16 protein-coding genes and 1 tRNA gene are annotated in these 17,121 nt (G+C 57.9%); 7 read left to right on the top strand and 10 right to left on the bottom strand.

Going from position 1 to position 17,121, the window contains the following annotated elements:
- Positions 1–127: 127 nt before the first annotated feature.
- The 3 genes from WG78_RS03150 to tpiA all read right to left on the bottom strand — a co-directional run bounded on the left by WG78_RS03150 (position 128) and on the right by tpiA (position 1,398).
- Positions 128–212 (bottom strand) — tRNA-Leu (locus tag WG78_RS03150).
- 44 nt (positions 213–256) lie between these two features.
- On the bottom strand, positions 257–592 hold the full coding sequence (gene secG / locus WG78_RS03145) for a preprotein translocase subunit SecG (RefSeq protein ID WP_053936332.1): 336 nt from the start codon (positions 590–592) through the stop codon (positions 257–259).
- Positions 593–687: 95 nt separating this feature from the next.
- Positions 688–1,398 (bottom strand): triose-phosphate isomerase, encoded by a 711-nt coding sequence (gene tpiA, locus WG78_RS03140; protein ID WP_083458744.1) that lies wholly within the window; start codon positions 1,396–1,398, stop codon positions 688–690.
- A gap of 345 nt (positions 1,399–1,743) precedes the next feature.
- Between tpiA and WG78_RS03135 the strand changes: the two genes are divergently transcribed.
- The 6 genes from WG78_RS03135 (at position 1,744) to pstB (ending at position 7,162) form a co-directional block, all read left to right on the top strand.
- A complete protein-coding gene (locus WG78_RS03135; RefSeq protein WP_053936331.1) occupies positions 1,744–2,496 on the top strand; it encodes a hypothetical protein in 753 nt (250 codons plus the stop codon).
- Positions 2,493–3,110 carry a PEP-CTERM sorting domain-containing protein gene (locus WG78_RS03130; protein ID WP_053936330.1) on the top strand — a complete coding sequence of 206 codons (618 nt, stop codon included), beginning with the start codon at positions 2,493–2,495 and terminating at the stop codon, positions 3,108–3,110. Before WG78_RS03135 ends, WG78_RS03130 begins: the two co-directional genes overlap by 4 nt.
- Before the next feature lie 268 nt (positions 3,111–3,378).
- Positions 3,379–4,419, top strand: a complete 1,041-nt coding sequence (gene pstS, locus WG78_RS03125; RefSeq protein ID WP_053936329.1) for a phosphate ABC transporter substrate-binding protein PstS — start codon at positions 3,379–3,381, stop codon at positions 4,417–4,419.
- Between the two features lie 132 nt (positions 4,420–4,551).
- Positions 4,552–5,508 (top strand): phosphate ABC transporter permease subunit PstC, encoded by a 957-nt coding sequence (gene pstC / locus WG78_RS03120; protein WP_053936328.1) that lies wholly within the window; start codon positions 4,552–4,554, stop codon positions 5,506–5,508.
- Between the two features lie 5 nt (positions 5,509–5,513).
- Complete coding sequence (gene pstA, locus WG78_RS03115) at positions 5,514–6,353, top strand: phosphate ABC transporter permease PstA (protein WP_083458772.1); 840 nt, start codon at positions 5,514–5,516, stop codon at positions 6,351–6,353.
- Positions 6,354–6,394: 41 nt separating this feature from the next.
- On the top strand, positions 6,395–7,162 hold the full coding sequence (gene pstB, locus WG78_RS03110; RefSeq protein ID WP_053936326.1) for a phosphate ABC transporter ATP-binding protein PstB: 768 nt from the start codon (positions 6,395–6,397) through the stop codon (positions 7,160–7,162).
- 123 nt (positions 7,163–7,285) lie between these two features.
- On the opposite strand, the gene glmM is transcribed toward pstB, so the two are convergent.
- The 4 genes from glmM to rlmE all read right to left on the bottom strand — a co-directional run bounded on the left by glmM (position 7,286) and on the right by rlmE (position 12,259).
- Positions 7,286–8,647, bottom strand: coding sequence for a phosphoglucosamine mutase (gene glmM, locus WG78_RS03105; RefSeq protein WP_053936325.1), 1,362 nt, complete (start codon positions 8,645–8,647; stop codon positions 7,286–7,288).
- 65 nt (positions 8,648–8,712) lie between these two features.
- Positions 8,713–9,507 (bottom strand): dihydropteroate synthase, encoded by a 795-nt coding sequence (folP, locus tag WG78_RS03100; protein WP_236691968.1) that lies wholly within the window; start codon positions 9,505–9,507, stop codon positions 8,713–8,715.
- Between the two features lie 114 nt (positions 9,508–9,621).
- Positions 9,622–11,535, bottom strand: a complete 1,914-nt coding sequence (ftsH, locus tag WG78_RS03095) for an ATP-dependent zinc metalloprotease FtsH (RefSeq protein ID WP_053936323.1) — start codon at positions 11,533–11,535, stop codon at positions 9,622–9,624.
- A 103-nt stretch (positions 11,536–11,638) separates the two neighbouring features.
- Positions 11,639–12,259, bottom strand: coding sequence for a 23S rRNA (uridine(2552)-2'-O)-methyltransferase RlmE (gene rlmE, locus WG78_RS03090; RefSeq protein ID WP_053936322.1), 621 nt, complete (start codon positions 12,257–12,259; stop codon positions 11,639–11,641).
- Between the two features lie 42 nt (positions 12,260–12,301).
- On the opposite strand from rlmE, the gene yhbY reads away from it, so the two are divergent.
- A complete protein-coding gene (gene yhbY / locus WG78_RS03085; protein WP_053936321.1) occupies positions 12,302–12,667 on the top strand; it encodes a ribosome assembly RNA-binding protein YhbY in 366 nt (121 codons plus the stop codon).
- 64 nt (positions 12,668–12,731) lie between these two features.
- Here yhbY and WG78_RS03080 read toward each other — a convergent pair whose 3' ends face one another.
- From WG78_RS03080 to carB, 3 genes are all read right to left on the bottom strand, one after another.
- Positions 12,732–13,169, bottom strand: coding sequence for a DUF4149 domain-containing protein (locus WG78_RS03080; protein ID WP_053936320.1), 438 nt, complete (start codon positions 13,167–13,169; stop codon positions 12,732–12,734).
- A gap of 100 nt (positions 13,170–13,269) precedes the next feature.
- Positions 13,270–13,752 (bottom strand): transcription elongation factor GreA, encoded by a 483-nt coding sequence (gene greA, locus WG78_RS03075; protein ID WP_201782350.1) that lies wholly within the window; start codon positions 13,750–13,752, stop codon positions 13,270–13,272.
- A 114-nt stretch (positions 13,753–13,866) separates the two neighbouring features.
- Positions 13,867–17,088 carry a carbamoyl-phosphate synthase large subunit gene (gene carB / locus WG78_RS03070; protein ID WP_053936319.1) on the bottom strand — a complete coding sequence of 1,074 codons (3,222 nt, stop codon included), beginning with the start codon at positions 17,086–17,088 and terminating at the stop codon, positions 13,867–13,869.
- Between the last annotated feature and the right edge of the window lie 33 nt (positions 17,089–17,121).

The following is a 17,121-nucleotide window of genomic DNA, read 5'->3' as shown; positions in this document are numbered from 1 at the left end:
CCCCGGCAGAATCTCAACAGATTGAATTAGAAAATGCGCTTGCGATTGAATTGATCAATTTTTTAATTATTTTATAAAGCCTGAAAAAACGCCGGGCAGGTTCCCAGCGCGTTTTCTTTGTATCTAATGGTGCCGACAGAGAGACTCGAACTCTCACGGCCGCAGCCACTACCCCCTCAAGATAGCGTGTCTACCAATTCCACCATGTCGGCCAGACCAGTTACTGCTTTACAACCCGATAGAGCGTCAAAAACGCTTATTCAGGAATCTTGTTCTGAGCAGGGGCAGAAGCGGAAGCCGGCGCGGACGCTGCGGCTTTGACATCACCCATCACACCCAGCGACGAAGACTTACCCGGTGTCATCAGTACAACCAGACCCAGACAGCTTGCAAAAAAGACGGTTGCCAGCACGGCAGTGGTACGGCTCAGGAAGTTGGCGGAACCGGACGAGCCAAACAGGCTGCCCGCAGAGCCACTACCGAACGCAGCGCCCATGTCAGCGCCTTTGCCGTGTTGCATCAGGACCAGAACGATCATCGACAGGGCCGATGCAACGTTCACAATCAAAACGAGGGTTTTAAGGATTTCCATCTTTTCTCTTCAATGCGGCGCGAATTCTAGCGCCGACGCGGTATTTTTGCAATCTTACGCGGCTTGTTTTGATGCAGCGCAAGGTTTCATTTTCTTTAATGTGCTGCGCGACAAATCCGTAAAAACTCGGTTGCCGAAAGCGCCGCACCCCCTACCAGAACGCCGTCTACCCCATCCGTCGCCATGGTTTGGGCGGCGTTGGTGCCTTTGACGCTGCCGCCGTACAACACACAAGTGTGTGGTGATAACGTCTGCTTGATAAAGGCGTGCATCTCGGCGATCTGCTCGGGTGTGGCCACCACACCCGTACCCACGGCCCACGATGGCTCGTATGCAACCGCATACAGGCTGGTGGGTACGCCGGCCAGAACCTTCAGTTCGTCTGCAATTACGTCTCTGGCCACGCCATCGGCGCGTTGCTGCTGGGTTTCGCCCACGCAATACACCGGCCACAGACCGGCATCGAGCGCGGCTTTAACTTTGCGCGCGGCGGTTTCGCTGGTTTCGGCAAAATAGTTGCGTCGTTCGGAATGCCCGACGATGACCATTTCACAGCCCACGTCGGCAAGCATGGCACCGGAGACTTCACCGGTATATGCGCCGATATGGTGTTCGCACAAATCCTGCGCACCCAGCTGGATCGGCGTATCAGCCAGCAGGCTCTTGGCCAGTGACAAATACGGATACGGAACACAGACCGCCACGTTGGCACCCAGCTCAGCCCGCACCAGCTCTGGCAATACCGAGCGGATCTGCCCGACGCTGCCATGCATTTTCCAGTTACCCACGACCAGCTGTTTAGCCACTCAAAGCACCAGACACAAATTGCAAAAAGAGGGGGATTGTAGGCCGTCGCGCCAAGCCGAGTCAAACCGCGGATGGACGTGTGTGCGAGGCCCGGCGCATCGCAGCGGAGGCACTGCCGCCTTTGCCGCAGCCTGCCCCCTAAGGCCGAACGTCTGTGCCCGGAAATACCACGGCTATCGCACAAAAACCGTGAGGCCAACCTCATCACTTACATCAAAATTAACCGCCCAGCGTTTTTGTTGTTTTAAAATGCCAATTTTGCTTTCTCCAAATGAAATTATCACTAATAAGAACGTAGCCCGCTGCAAAAGCGGAGCGTTTTTCAACCATGAACGGAGAGCAAAATGCAGCTGCAACACAAGACTTGCCTTGCTTTATCCAGCCTGCTGTTAGCGGCTGGCGCGCACGCGATAACCTTTGATGGCGCGGTGGTAACCTCCACACCGCCATCAGGCTGGAATGCGGTTAAACCGACGTTTCAGGGCACCGATGCCGCAGGTAACACGCGTTACTGGAATCTGCTGGGCCTGAGTGAGTTCGGCGATACCAACTATGCCCTGGTCACTGCGGCGGGTTATCAGAGCGTTTATGGTGCTTCTCTGGTTTTTCCCTCTTCGCAATATGCGCTGACGAACACGTACTATCTTGCCAGCGCCCTTAGCATCAATAACTTTTATATGGCGGATTTTGAGCTGCATGAAGCCACGCCTTTTCTATTCAGTGGCGTGGAGGCTGCGGCGTTTACCGCTAGTCTGGGCAATGGCAGTTTCAGTAGCAGCACGCTCACCCTCGTTGGTTATCGTAACAACGCCGTGGTGGGCACGTTTACCGTCAATCTAAGCGATACCCACTTCAGTTGGTTTGACTCTTCCTTTGCCACCACGCCGATCGATCGGCTTGAAATCCAGTCCAGCGGGCCAGGAAAGCGCTGGCTGATCGATAACATCGGCTTGACCTATCTGTCCGACGCCCCTATGCCGCTCGCCGCGCCAGTACCCGAGCCAGAAGAATGGGCGCTGATGATGACTGCCGTCGGCGCGCTGGCGGCTCGCACCGCTGCCCGCCGTCGCGCAAACCGCAAGGAGACCGCGCAATGAACGTCGTGAATAAACTGGCCGCATTGACCCTCGGCGTTACTTTCGGCGCAGCGGCACACGCCGAAATCCTGACGTTTAGTGACCTGACGCCAACCAATCAGCCGCAAATCTGGCACGGCTTCGATATCACGCCTGGCATTGATGTGGTGGATGGCAGCACCAGCCTGACACCGCTGCCCTACGGCACCAAGGCCCTCCGTGGAGACGCGCAGTACACGCCGGTGTTGCATGCGTTGGCGCCATTTACTTTTAGCGGCGCGGACATCTCGCCTGCCGCATTCAACGAATGGTGGGATTTAAGCGCCACGGATGTACGCTTTGTCGGTTATCTCGATGGCGTTCAGGTGGCCGCCGAAACGGTCTCCATCATTCATTACCTGGCGCCTGACGTGCCCGACCGTAGCTATCGCTGGTACGACATTGGCGGCAGCTTTGCCAACCAGCAAATCGATGCGCTGGCGATCTATCCCGATGGTCTGGTCTGGTCACAGGGCAGCTACTGGTCGATTGACGCGCTCAACATCAGCCCCGTCCCTGAGCCCGAAACCTGGGCGTTGATGGGTCTGGGTCTGGTCGGGTTGATCGCGGGCCGGCGCAAAGCGGGTAAAGCCTGATCTATTAATAGCGACATCACGCGACTACCGGCCCGGCGTTCGCGTCGGGCTGTTTTAATTTCGATGGAAATCAAACGCTTGCATGGCCGCTCTTTTGTGGCCTCGACGCAACGCCGCCTGCCCTGCCCCGCCTGCAACGTTAATAAAAAACCGGACACACCGCCCGCGGCCACGCTCATCCACGACTTGTAATATTTTGGAAATATTGATGCGCCATGATGCACGCCGAGTCGGGAACTACCCGTCGTTGCTCAACCGGAGAAAAATCATGACATGTGGGCGCACACTGCTCGTTTCCATTGGCCTGACCGCTGGCCTGTTTACTGCCCAGGCGATGGCTGCTGATATCACGGGCGCGGGCTCTACCTTTATTTATCCGCTGGCTGCCAAATGGGCCGAAACCTACAAAGCCAAGACCGGCACGGGCCTGAACTATCAGTCCATCGGTTCCGGCGGCGGCATCAAGCAAATCCAGGCCAAGACCGTTGACTTCGGCGCTTCCGACAAGCCGCTGACCCAGGCAGAACTGGACAAGTCGGGCCTGGTGCAATTTCCGGTTGCGATGGGCGGCGTGGTTCCGGTAACCAATCTGGAAGGCATCAAGGGCGGCGATCTGAAACTGAGCGGCGCGGTGCTGGCTGACATTTTCCTGGGCAAGATCAAGAAGTGGAATGACCCGGAAATCGCCAAGCTCAACGTCGGCGTCAAGCTGCCGGAAAACGCCATCACCGTGGTTCACCGCGCTGACGGTTCGGGCACCACCTTCATCTTCACCAACTACCTGTCCAAGGTAAGCGGCGACTGGAAGAGCAAGGTGGGCGAAGACGCCACCGTGCAATGGCCGAGCGGTGTGGGTGGCAAGGGCAACGAAGGCGTGGCGCAATACGTGCAACGCATCAAGGGCGCAATCGGCTACGTCGAATACGCTTATGCCAAGCAAAACAAGATGGATTACATCAACCTGCAGAACAAGGCCGGTTCGTTCGTGTCGCCGACCGAAGAGTCGTTCAAGGCTGCCGCTGCGGGCGCAGACTGGAAGAGCGCACCGGGCTTTTATGTGATTCTGACCGACCAGGCTGCCAAGACCGCATGGCCGATTACCGGCGCCACCTTCGCGCTGATGCAGAAGAAACAAGACAAGCCGACCCAAGGCGCTGAAGTGCTCAAGTTCTTCGACTGGTCGTACACCAATGGCGACCAGACCGCGTCCAGCCTCGACTATGTGCCGATGCCGAAAGACGTGAAGGACGTGATCCGTACCTCCTGGAAACAGATCACTGACACCAACAACGCACCGGTCTGGAAGTAATCTCCACACCTTTGCCGTAAAACTCAGGTACACAGGACTGGCATGAACGTTAAAATGCAGCCCGAGTACAAGCCTGACACAACAGGAGCCACCCTGGCTCCTGTTGTTGTTCCGGCGAGCCCGGAGACGCGAATGAATTCCACGGATCAGCGCCTGCATCGGCAAGTGCTGCAAGACCGCATTTTCCGCGGTGTAACCCGCTTTTTTGCTTTCTTTGTACTGGCCCTGCTGGCAGGCATCATCCTGTCCTTGCTGGTCGGTGCATGGCCGGCCATCAAGGAATTTGGCCTCGGCTTTATTGTGAATACCGAATGGAACCCGGTGACCGGCAAGTTTGGCGGCTGGAACTCGATCCGCGGTACCTTGTTGTCTTCCTTTATCGCCCTGTTGATCGGTGTGCCGGTCAGTCTGGGCATTGCTGTTTTCCTGACCGAACTGTCGCCGGTGTGGTTGCGTCGCCCGCTGGGTATCGCCATCGAACTGCTGGCGGGCGTGCCTTCCATCATTTATGGCATGTGGGGTCTGTTTGTGTTTGCGCCGTGGTTTGCCGATAACGTGCAACCGTGGCTGACCGAAAGCACCGCCAATATCCCGGTGCTGGGCACGGTGTTTGCCGGCCCGCCCATGGGCATCGGCATGCTGACCGCAGGGCTGATCCTGTCGGTGATGATCATCCCGTTTGTGTCGTCGGTGATGCGCGATGTGTTTGAGGTGGTTCCGGCCATGCTCAAGGAATCGGCATACGGCCTCGGCAGCACAACGTGGGAAGTCGTGTGGAACGTGGTGCTGCCGTACACGCGTAACGGTGTCATCGGCGGCGTAATGCTGGGTCTGGGCCGCGCGCTGGGCGAGACCATGGCCATCACGTTTGTGATCGGCAACGCACAGCAGCCGATCAGCAGCCTGTTTGATCCGTCGACGTCGATCTCGGCCACGCTGGCCAACGAGTTCACTGAAGCCACCACCGTGTTGCACACCAGCAGCCTGATCTATCTGGGCCTGCTGCTGTTTGTAATCACCTTTATCGTGTTGATGATGTCCAAAGTGCTGCTGCTGCGCATGCAACGCGCCGAAGGCAAACAATCATGAGCGCCATGTCCTCTACGTATACCCGCCGCCGCCTGGTCAACATCATCTCGCTAAGCCTGTCGACCTTCGCCATGCTGTTCGGTCTGTTCTGGCTGGCCTGGATTCTGTACACGCTGTTCAAGAACGGCTTTGGCGGTTTGTCGGTGACGCTGTTCACCCAGACCACGCCCGCTCCGGGCAGCCAGGGCGGCTTGTCCAATGCCATCATCGGCAGTTTGTTGATGTCGGTGGGCGGCACGGTTATTGGCACGCCGATTGGCATTCTGGCCGGCACCTATCTGGCCGAATTTGGCGACCGTGGCTGGCTGGCGCCGCTGACGCGTTTTATCAACGACATTCTGTTGTCGGCGCCGTCGATTGTGGTCGGCTTGTTTATCTATGAAGTGTACGTCGTGCGTACCGGTCACTTTTCGGGCTGGGCAGGCGCATTTGCGTTGGCCATTCTGGTGATCCCGGTGGTGGTGCGAACGACCGAAAACATGCTGCGTCTGGTGCCGAGCAGCATGCGGGAAGCCGCGTATGCATTAGGTGCGCCGCAATGGAAGATGACGCTGCTGGTTACGCTGCGTGCCGCCAAGGCGGGCGTGGTCACCGGCATTCTGTTGGCCGTGGCGCGCATTGTGGGCGAAACCGCACCGTTGCTGTTTACCGCGCTCAACAACCAGTTCTACAGCAATCTGAACCAGCCCATGGCCAACCTGCCGATGGTGATTTTCCAGTTTGCCATGAGCCCGTATGAAGACTGGCACTCGCTGGCATGGGCCGGCAGCCTGTTGATCGGCCTGTTTGTGCTGGGCATGAACATCGTTGCCCGCGCGCTGGTCAAGCCGCAGCAACAACACTAAGCCGCCGGAAGAAAAAAGATATGCGACTCCAGGATTCCACCATGAATGCAGCATTGAAACCCAAGCTGGCCGTCAAAAACCTCAATTTTTATTACGGCAATTACCATGCGCTGAAGAACATCAATCTTCAGGTTGGCGAAGGCAAGGTCACCGCGTTTATCGGCCCGTCGGGCTGCGGCAAGTCCACGCTGCTGCGCACCTTTAACCGCATGTATGAGCTGTACCCCAAGCTGCGCGCGGAAGGCGAGATCTTGCTGAACGGCAACAACATCCTGGAAAAGGGTGTCGATCTGAACATGCTGCGCGCCAAGGTCGGCATGGTATTCCAGAAGCCGACGCCTTTCCCGATGTCGATTTACGACAACATTGCGTTTGGTGTGAAGCTGTACGAAAGCCTGTCCAAATCGGAAATGGATGACCGCGTGGAGTGGGCATTGTCCAAGGCCGCGTTGTGGACCGAAGCCAAAGACAAGCTGCGCCAGTCGGGCCTGGGCCTGTCGGGCGGCCAGCAACAGCGTCTGTGTATTGCCCGCGCTATCGCGGTCAAGCCGGAAGTGCTGCTGCTGGATGAACCGACCTCGGCGCTGGATCCAATCTCAACCGCGCACATCGAAGAACTGGTGCACGAGTTGAAGCAGGACTACACGATCGCCATCGTGACCCACAACATGCAGCAGGCGGCACGGGTGTCCGACTACACCGCCTACATGTATCTGGGCGAGTTGGTGGAAGTGGGCGAAACCGACAATATCTTCACCGCGCCGAAGAAGAAGGCCACCGAAGACTACATTACTGGCAAGTTTGGTTAAGTCGATACCCTGCCCTCTCAGCGTGAGCCGTGGGGGTCAAAGTCAATAAAAAAACCGCCATCAAGGCGGTTTTTTTGTGGGCGCTGATTGCACTTGCGCATCGTGGGGGCTGAGACCCCGCGGTTAGTCAGCCGACGCTTCCTGCGTGACCACTGCGGCGATATCGCCCGCCAATTTGCCCGCAACGCCGGCATCGACGTGCTCAACCATCACGCGAATCAATGGCTCGGTACCCGAGGGACGCAGCAGCACGCGACCTTGTTCGCCCATGGCTTGTTCGGCTTGCTTGACCGACTGCTGAATCGCGCTGGAGCTGCTGACGTCAAAGCCTTTGGCGATGCGCACGTTTTTGAGCACCTGCGTCGATAGCGCCAGCTCGGCCCGGTAGGCGGCCAGCGTCTTGCCTTGTTCGATCAGCGCTTCGAGCACCTGCAACGCCGACACGATGCCGTCGCCGGTGGTGTGGCGATCGAGGCTCAGAATGTGGCCGCTGCCCTCTCCGCCCAACAACCAGCCCCGCTCGGCCAGACGCTCCAGCACGTAACGGTCACCTACCTTGGCGCGCTCGAAAGCAATTCCACGCGCTTTAAGGCCGTTCTCGACGCCGAGGTTGGTCATCAACGTGCCAACTACCCCGCCGCCCAACGTGCCTTGCTCCGCGCGATGCCGGGCCAGCACGTAGATCAGCAGATCGCCATCGATCACCGAACCATCGCTATCCACCATAATCAGGCGGTCGCCATCGCCATCCAGCGCAATGCCGTAATCAGCGCCGACGGCCAGCACCTTCTGGCGCATGGTTTCGACGTGGGTGGCACCGACTTCCTCGTTGATGTTAAAGCCGTTGGGCTTGTCGCCGATGGTGATAACCTCGGCGCCCAGCTCGTGAAACACATGCGGCGCCACCTGATAGGTCGCGCCGTGAGCGCAATCCACCACCAGCTTCAGACCACGCAGGTCCAGTTCATTGGGAAAGGTGGATTTGCAGAATTCGATATAGCGGCCCGCCGCATCGCCCACGCGCCACGCTTTACCCAGTTGCTTGGAGCCCACGCAGGGCTGTGCGTCGTCGATAGCTTCTTCGATTGCGATTTCTACGTCGTCCGGCAGCTTTTTGCCACCCGCGCCGAAGAACTTGATGCCGTTATCGTAGTAGGGATTATGCGAGGCGGAGATCACCACGCCGGCAGACAAGCGCAGTGCGCGAGTCAGATAAGCCACGCCCGGTGTCGGCAATGGGCCAGTGAGGTGGACGTCCACACCTGCGGCATTCAGGCCCGCCTGCAGTGCAGCTTCAAGCATATAACCCGATACGCGCGTGTCTTTGCCAATCAACACTGCGGCATGGTCCCCGCGTTGGCGCCGCTCTGCCGTGGCCAGCACGCGGCCCGCGGCGTAGCCCAACTTCATTGCGAACTCGGGGGTAATCGGATACTCCCCCACCAAGCCACGAACGCCGTCCGTGCCAAAATATTTGCGCGCCATTACTGTCCTTTATGCGTAGCCCGCGTGCGCTCTTGCGGCGCTAGCGGTACTGACAAAACCGGCAATCATTGTAAGGCGGCAAGTATTTTTAAAGCATCCACAGTTTCCCTGACGTCGTGCACGCGCACCACGCTGGCGCCTGCCTGTGCTGCCAGCAAAGCTGCGGCGGCGCTTGCGATGACACGTTCGGCCACGGGGCGGCCCGTAATCTGGCCCAACATGCTTTTGCGCGACACGCCAATCAGAAACGGGCGGTCGAGTTCGACAATCATCTGATGCATTGCTTTAAACAGCGCAATGTTGTGGTCCAGATTCTTGCCAAAGCCAAAGCCCGGATCGAGCAGAATGCGGTCACGGCTAATCCCTGCGGCTTCGGCGATATCGCGGCGGTGGGCCAGATAACGCGTTACTTCGCCCACCACATCGTCGTATTCCGGGGCGGTCTGCATGGACTGAGGTTCGCCGCGTTTGTGCATCAAGCAGACAGCCACTTGCGCGCTGGCGGCGGCTTCGAGCGCGCCCTGCTCTTCCAGCGCAGCAATGTCGTTGATGAGATCAATGCCAGCTTCCAGCGCCGCATGCATCACGCCGGGGCGGCGCGTGTCGATAGATAGCGGGACATTCAGCGATTTAAGCGCCGAAATCACCGGCACCACGCGCGCGATTTCATCTTCGACACTTACCAGCGTCGCGCCGGGGCGCGTGGATTCGCCGCCGATGTCGATAATGTCGGCACCCGCGTTGACCAAGGCCTCGGCATGCGCCACGGCTTTGGAACAGGTATCGAAATTGCCACCATCCGAAAACGAATCGGGGGTGACATTGAGTATGCCCATCACCAGCGGTCTGGCCAGACTCATCCGGAACCGACCGCACTGAAAGTCCTGCATAACTACTCCAACGGCGCCACGCTTTTGGCATGGCCGAATAAAAAGGCGGCCCGATCCGGGCCGCCTGATTCTGACTATGTCGCCTTAACCTTCCGTGGCCGGCGTCGTGGTGGCCGTCGGCGCATCACCGCTCGGGCGATCGCCAGTCGGCGCGGTCGGACGCGTCGGCGGCGGAGCCTTCGGCGGACGCGGATCGCGACCTTCCATGATGTCACGCACTTGCTCGCGGTCGATGGTTTCCCATTCAACCAGCGCGGCGGTCATCTTCTCGACCTTATCGCGGTTTTCATCCAGCAACTTGACGGCCAGTGCGTACTGTTCGTCGATGATGCGACGGATTTCCGCGTCCACTTGCTGCATGGTGGTTTCCGACACGTTTTTGTGTGTGGTCACCGAGCGGCCCAGAAACACTTCGCCTTCGTTTTCGCCGTACACCATCGGGCCAAGCTTGTCGCTCATCCCGTAGCGCGTGACCATATCGCGGGCCATGCGTGTGGCGCGTTCAAAGTCGTTCGAAGCGCCCGTCGAAATACGATGCACAAACAGGTCTTCTGCTACGCGACCACCAAACAGGATGGTGATTTCGTTCAGCATCTGGTCTTTGTACAGCGAGAACTTGTCACGCTCCGGCAACTGCCAGGTCAGACCCAGCGCACGGCCACGCGGCATGATCGTTACCTTGTGGACCGGATCGGTGCCTTCCAGCGTTTCAGCAATCACGGCATGGCCGGATTCGTGATACGCGGTGGCGCGGCGTTCGTCCTCGGTCATCACCATGGTGCGACGTTCCGGACCCATGTAAATCTTGTCCTTGGCCGATTCGAAATCGTCCATGTCCACCAGACGCTTGTTGCGGCGTGCGGCAAACAGTGCAGCTTCGTTGACCAGGTTGGCCAGATCCGCACCCGACATCCCCGGCGTACCGCGTGCCAGCACCGAAGGATCCACATCATTGGAAATCGGCACCTTACGCATGTGCACACCCAGGATCTGTTCGCGCCCGCGAATATCGGGCAGCGAGACCACAACCTGGCGGTCAAAACGGCCCGGACGCATCAGCGCGGGGTCCAGCACGTCAGGACGGTTGGTTGCGGCAATCACGATAATGCCGGAGTTGCCTTCAAAACCATCCATCTCAACCAGCATCTGGTTCAGCGTTTGTTCGCGCTCGTCATTACCACCGCCGAGGCCTGCGCCACGCTGACGCCCAACCGCGTCGATTTCATCGATAAAGATGATACAAGGTGCGTTTTTCTTGGCGTTTTCGAACATGTCGCGAACGCGCGCTGCACCGACACCGACAAACATTTCAACGAAATCAGAACCCGAAATCGAGAAGAACGGCACTTTGGCTTCGCCAGCGATCGCCTTCGCCAGCAGCGTTTTACCGGTACCGGGCGACCCCACCATCAAAATACCGCGCGGCATACGGCCACCCAGACTCTGATATTTGGACGGATCACGCAGGTAATCGACGATCTCGGAGACCTCTTCTTTAGCTTCGTCGCAACCTGCGACGTCGGCAAAAGTGATGCTGTTGTTGGAGTCATCCAGCATGCGCGCTCGGGATTTACCAAAGCTGAACGCACCGCCACGGCCTCCGCCTTGCATCTGTCGCATAAAGAAGACCCAGACGCCAATCAACAGCAGCATCGGGAACCACGAGATAAACAGATTGGTGAAGAACCCGGGTTCTTCTTCCGGCTTGGCCGCAAATTTGACGTTGTGCTTGATCAGCGTATCGACCAGGCGGAAGTCAAACGGGGCGTAAGTCGAAAAATTGGTGCCGTCATTGCGCTTGCCGCGTATCCATTGGCCACGCAGCGGGTAGCCTTCGATTTCGACTTGCGAAATACGATCGGCTTCGACATCCGCCATAAATTGCGAATAGGCCACCTGCCCGACATTGTCCTGTCGTTTGGTGAACTGATTGAAGACTGTCATCAGTACCAGACCGATGATCAGCCAGATGGCGATGTTCTTGCCCAGATTATTCATGTCCCAAGCCCTTCGATGGCTGACAACAGAAGAGAAACCGCAAAACGCGTACCGCTTTGCCCCTTCTGTATAAACGCTTGCTGCATAGCGGAATATTAACCGCTCATTCCTTTTTCTGCTTGCCAAGCAAATACATTTCCGCGCTACGGTCGCGCGAGGCCTTGGGTTTACGTGTGAGCACCGTGGCGAAAGTGTCACGCATTGCGGCTATGTATTCGTTATAGCCGTAGCCCTGAAACGTCTTGACCAGAAAACTGCCGCCAGGTTTCAAATGATCGCGGGCAAATTCAAGCGCCAGCTCACACAAGTACATGGAACGGGCCTGATCCGTGACCGCATTACCGGTGATATTTGGGGCCATATCGCAAATCACAAGGTCTACCTGGCGATCTCCCAGCAATGACGTATATTGCTGCAAGACATCGTCTTCGCGAAAGTCACCCTGAATAAAATCAACGCCAGGGATGTAAGCCATTTCGAGAAGATCAAGCGCCAGCACCCGGCCTTTGCCGCCCACCAGCTTTGCCGCCACCTGTGACCAGCTGCCAGGCGCCGCCCCCAGGTCGGCCACCCACATGCCTTGCTGGATCAAACGGTCTTTTTCATTGATTTCCAGCAGCTTGTAGGCTGCCCGCGCGCGGTAACCATCCTTCTGCGCCATATGCACATAATGATCGTTAACGTGCTCTTTCAGCCACGCGTTACTGGAGTTGGAACGTGCCATACAGTACAATCGCCTGTTTTTTCAAGGTATTAAAAGCTAAAAATGGAACTCACTGCTGATCAGCGCCGTTACCTGCGTGGACTTGCCCATCATCTCAACCCCGTTGTCATGATCGGCAACAATGGCCTGACCGACTCGGTGATCCGCGAGATTGCGGTCAATCTGGATGCCCATGAACTGATCAAAGTGCGTGTACTCGGTGATGACCGTGCGCTGCGCGAGCAGTTTCTGCAACAGATTTGTACCGATCTGAGCGCAGAGCCGGTGCAGCATCTGGGCAAGCTGTTGATCATCTTCCGCCAGGCTGATGCCGCCCGCACCCGCTTTACGCTGCCCGGCGCCGCCAAGGTGGCCAAAGTAGCGAATAAAACGCCCGCCAAGCCTGCCAAAGGTTCGGCCAAGGGTTAATCAGATTGCGGGGCTCTCTAAAGCCCCTGCCCGATCAAAAACGCGTTGCCACGGCAGCGCGTTTTTATTTGCTGTCCATATTCCAGACGTACAGCAAACCCAATGCCGACTGGATCATATAAATGCCGGTCGAAATGGCATGCCAATTGGCAAAGCCACCGCCGAACACGCCTTGAGCACTCTGGCTTAATGCGCTCTTGATGCCAGCAATAATCGGGAAAATCGCGAACTGGTTAATCAACGTGCACACCAGCATGCCAATCAATAGCCAGAATGCGCCGGTTTTGAATGCCCGCAGGCCTTCAAACCAGATGCGATAAATCAGCAAATACAAACCGGCTGCGATACCGATCCAGCCGATCAGATGAAAAATCTTGCCCGCAGCCAGCCCGGCGCTTGCGCGGTCCAGCGTGGCAAACAGCACTGGCGTCACCGCCAGCCCGATAATCCACATGCCGCCGATCCACAGCACCGTAAGAATATTTTTAAGTCCGTTGCCCATGCTTTACGCGCTTTGTTATTGGAGCCGCTGAAAAGACAAAGGCGCACTGCCCGCGCCGTGATATTGAATCACGCCGCCGGTAGTACGCCCGGGAATTGCATTACAGATATTTCACATCCAGCACTTCGTATTCGCGAATGCCGCCGGGGGCGACCACTTCGCACACGTCGCCGGCGTATTTGCCAATCAAGGCGCGGGCGATCGGGCTGGATACCGAAATCTTGCCTTCCTTGAGGTTGGCTTCATCGTCGCCCACGATCTGATAGGTGACGTTGTTGCCAGCATCCATATCTTCCAGATCCACCGTTGCGCCGAACACGATGCGGCCTTCAGCGGAAGGCGCCAGCGAAGCGGGATCGATGACCTGGGCGTTGGACAGTTTCGCTTCCAGCTCGGCAATGCGGCCTTCTACGAACGATTGTTTTTCTTTAGCGGCATCGTATTCTGCGTTTTCCGACAAATCACCGTGCGAACGGGCTTCGGCAATCGCGGCGATCACTTCGGGGCGAGCGACACTCTTGAGGTGTTGCAATTCCACCTTCAGTTTTTCCGCACCGACAACGGTCAGCGGGATCTTGATCATTTTTTCTCTCCTGTGGCCTTCAGATTCCGCCACAGCGGAGGAACGGCCAGACAATAAAAAGCACAACCGCCGACCCGAAGGACGGCGGTTGTGGCGTTTCAAGGCGCTAAGTTATCAGCCTTTGAGCTGACGGTGCAAGCCCTGCAGGTCATACACCTTCAGTTCGCCCAGGTCGCGCAAGCCGATGCAGGCTGCGCGCGCGCCCGCCACCGTGGTGTACACCGGCAGCTTGGCCTTCAGCGCTTCATGACGAATCGAGTAGCTGTCCTGAATGGCCTGACGGCGCTCTTCCACCGTGTTCACGATCATGGCAATTTCGCCATTCTTGACCATGTCGACGATGTGCGGGCGGCCTTCCATCACTTTGTTGACCGCAGTCACCTCGACACCGGCCGCTTCAAACGCGGTGGCCGTGCCCTTGGTGGCAAAAATCTTGAAGCCCAGTTGCAGCAACACGCGGGCGCATTCAATCGCCACCGGCTTGTCACTTTCCTTGACCGAGATAAACACATTGCCGCTGGTCGGCAGCACGATGCTGGCGGCCAGTTGCGACTTCACAAACGCCTCGGCAAACGTCTCGCCCACGCCCATGACTTCGCCGGTCGATTTCATTTCCGGACCCAGGATGGTGTCGACGCCCGGGAACTTCACGAACGGGAATACGGCTTCTTTCACCGAGTAATACGGCGGGATCACTTCTGCGGTCACGCCCTGCGACGGCAGCGACTGGCCGACCATACAGCGCGCGGCAATCTTGGCCAACGGCAGGCTGGTCGCCTTCGACACGTACGGCACGGTCCGCGAAGCACGCGGGTTCACTTCCAGCACAAACACGGTTGCGTTTTCGCCCTGACCTTGAATCGCAAACTGCACATTCATCAGCCCGATTACATTCAGCGCCTTGGCCATGGCCACGGTCTGGCGGCGCAGCTCGTCTTGCAGTTCTTTGCTCAGCGAATACGGCGGCAGCGAGCACGCCGAGTCACCCGAGTGCACGCCCGCCTGTTCGATGTGTTCCATGATGCCGCCAATCAACACGTTCTCACCGTCGGAGATCGCATCAACATCGACTTCAATCGCATCATTCAAAAAGCGGTCCAGCAGCACCGGGCTGTCGTTCGAAACCTTGACGGCCTCACGCATGTAGCGGCTCAGGTCGTCTTCGGAATGCACGATGCGCATGGCACGGCCGCCCAGCACGTAGGACGGGCGCACCACCAGCGGATAGCCCAACTTGGCTGCCAGCACCAACGCGTCCTTCTCATTGCGCGCGGTGGCGTTCGGCGGCTGGCGCAGGTTCAGGTCTTGCAACAGTTTCTGGAAACGCTCGCGATCTTCAGCGGCGTCAATCATGTCCGGGCTGGTACCGACGATAGGCACGCCGTTGGCTTCCAGCGCACGCGCCAGTTTCAGCGGGGTCTGACCGCCATATTGCACGATCACGCCCACCGGTTTTTCCACCGCGACGATTTCGAGCACGTCTTCCAGCGTCAGCGGCTCGAAGTACAGGCGATCCGACGTGTCGTAATCGGTCGAAACGGTTTCCGGGTTGCAGTTGACCATGATGGTTTCGTAGCCATCTTCGCGCAGCGCCAGTGCGGCGTGCACGCAGCAATAGTCAAACTCGATCCCCTGCCCGATCCGGTTCGGCCCGCCGCCCAACACCATTACTTTCTTGTTGTTGGTCGGATTGGCTTCGCATTCCTCGTCGTAGCTGGAATACATATAAGCAGTGTCGGTTGCGAACTCGGCCGCGCAAGTATCCACCCGCTTGTAGATCGGGCGGATGCCAAAGGCATGGCGAGCACGACGCACAGCGTTCTGATCAGTGCCCAGCAGCGCGCCGATACGGCGATCCGAGAAGCCCTTGCGCTTCAGGCGACGCAGGTCAGCCGCAGTCAGGCTATCCAGCGCACGGCCGCGAATCAGCGCTTCGTCTTTCAGCAAATCTTCGATCTGCGCCAGGAACCACGGGTCGATCTTGCTCAGTGCATGCACTTCTTCCAGGCTCATGCCCACGCGGAAGGCATCGGCCACGTACCACAGGCGCTCTGGGCCGGGCGAGGCGATCTCGGATTCGATCTGCGCGCGGTCGGTGGTCAGCTCGTCAAAGCCGGACATGCCGGTTTCGAGGCCACGCAGCGCTTTCTGCAGCGATTCCTGTTGCGTGCGGCCGATGGCCATCACTTCGCCCACCGACTTCATCTGCGTGGTCAGGCGATCATTGGCTTGCGGGAATTTCTCGAAAGCAAAACGCGGAATCTTGGTCACCACGTAATCGATCGACGGTTCAAACGAGGCCGGGGTCTTGCCGCCGGTGATCTCGTTTTTGAGTTCGTCGAGCGTGTAACCCACGGCCAACTTGGCGGCAATCTTGGCAATCGGGAAACCGGTGGCTTTCGAGGCCAGTGCCGAAGAACGTGACACGCGCGGGTTCATTTCGATCACGATCAGACGGCCGTCTTTCGGATTCACCGAGAACTGCACGTTGGAACCGCCAGTATCCACGCCGATTTCACGCAATACCGCGATCGATGCGTTACGCATGATCTGGTATTCCTTGTCGGTCAGCGTTTGCGCCGGGGCTACGGTGATCGAATCGCCGGTGTGGACGCCCATCGGGTCCAGGTTCTCGATCGAACACACGATGATGCAGTTGTCGGCGCGGTCACGCACCACTTCCATCTCGTATTCTTTCCAGCCCAGCAGCGATTCTTCGATCAGCAATTCGTTGGTCGGCGACAAATCCAGACCGCGGGTACAGATTTCGATGAATTCCTGGATGTTATAAGCGATACCGCCGCCCGAACCACCCATGGTAAACGACGGACGAATAATCGACGGAAAGCCCAGGTTGGCTTGTGCCGCCAGCGCTTCGTCGATGGTGTGCGCAATGGCGGAACGGGCCGAACCGAGGCCGATCTTGTCCATTGCGGCTTTGAATTTCTGGCGGTCTTCCGCCTTGTCGATGGCCTCGGGCGAAGCACCGATCAGCTCGACCTTGTATTTGTCGAGCACGCCGTTGCGCCACAGATCCAGCGCACAGTTCAGCGCGGTCTGGCCGCCCATGGTGGGCAGAATGGCATCCGGACGTTCTTTATCGATAATCTTTTCCACCACCTGCCAGGTGATGGGCTCGATGTAGGTGACGTCGGCCATGTTGGGGTCGGTCATGATCGTGGCCGGATTGCTGTTGACCAGAATGACCTTGTAACCCTCTTCGCGCAGCGCTTTACATGCTTGCGCGCCGGAGTAATCGAATTCGCAAGCCTGACCGATGATGATGGGGCCAGCGCCGATGATAAGAATGCTTTTAATGTCTGTACGTTTGGGCATTGCGGTTACCTGTATGAAGTGAGAAGGCAGTGA

This window comes from Amantichitinum ursilacus, assembly GCF_001294205.1.
Lineage (GTDB): Bacteria > Pseudomonadota > Gammaproteobacteria > Burkholderiales > Chitinibacteraceae > Amantichitinum > Amantichitinum ursilacus.
This window is presented reverse-complemented; position numbering and strand designations above follow the sequence as displayed.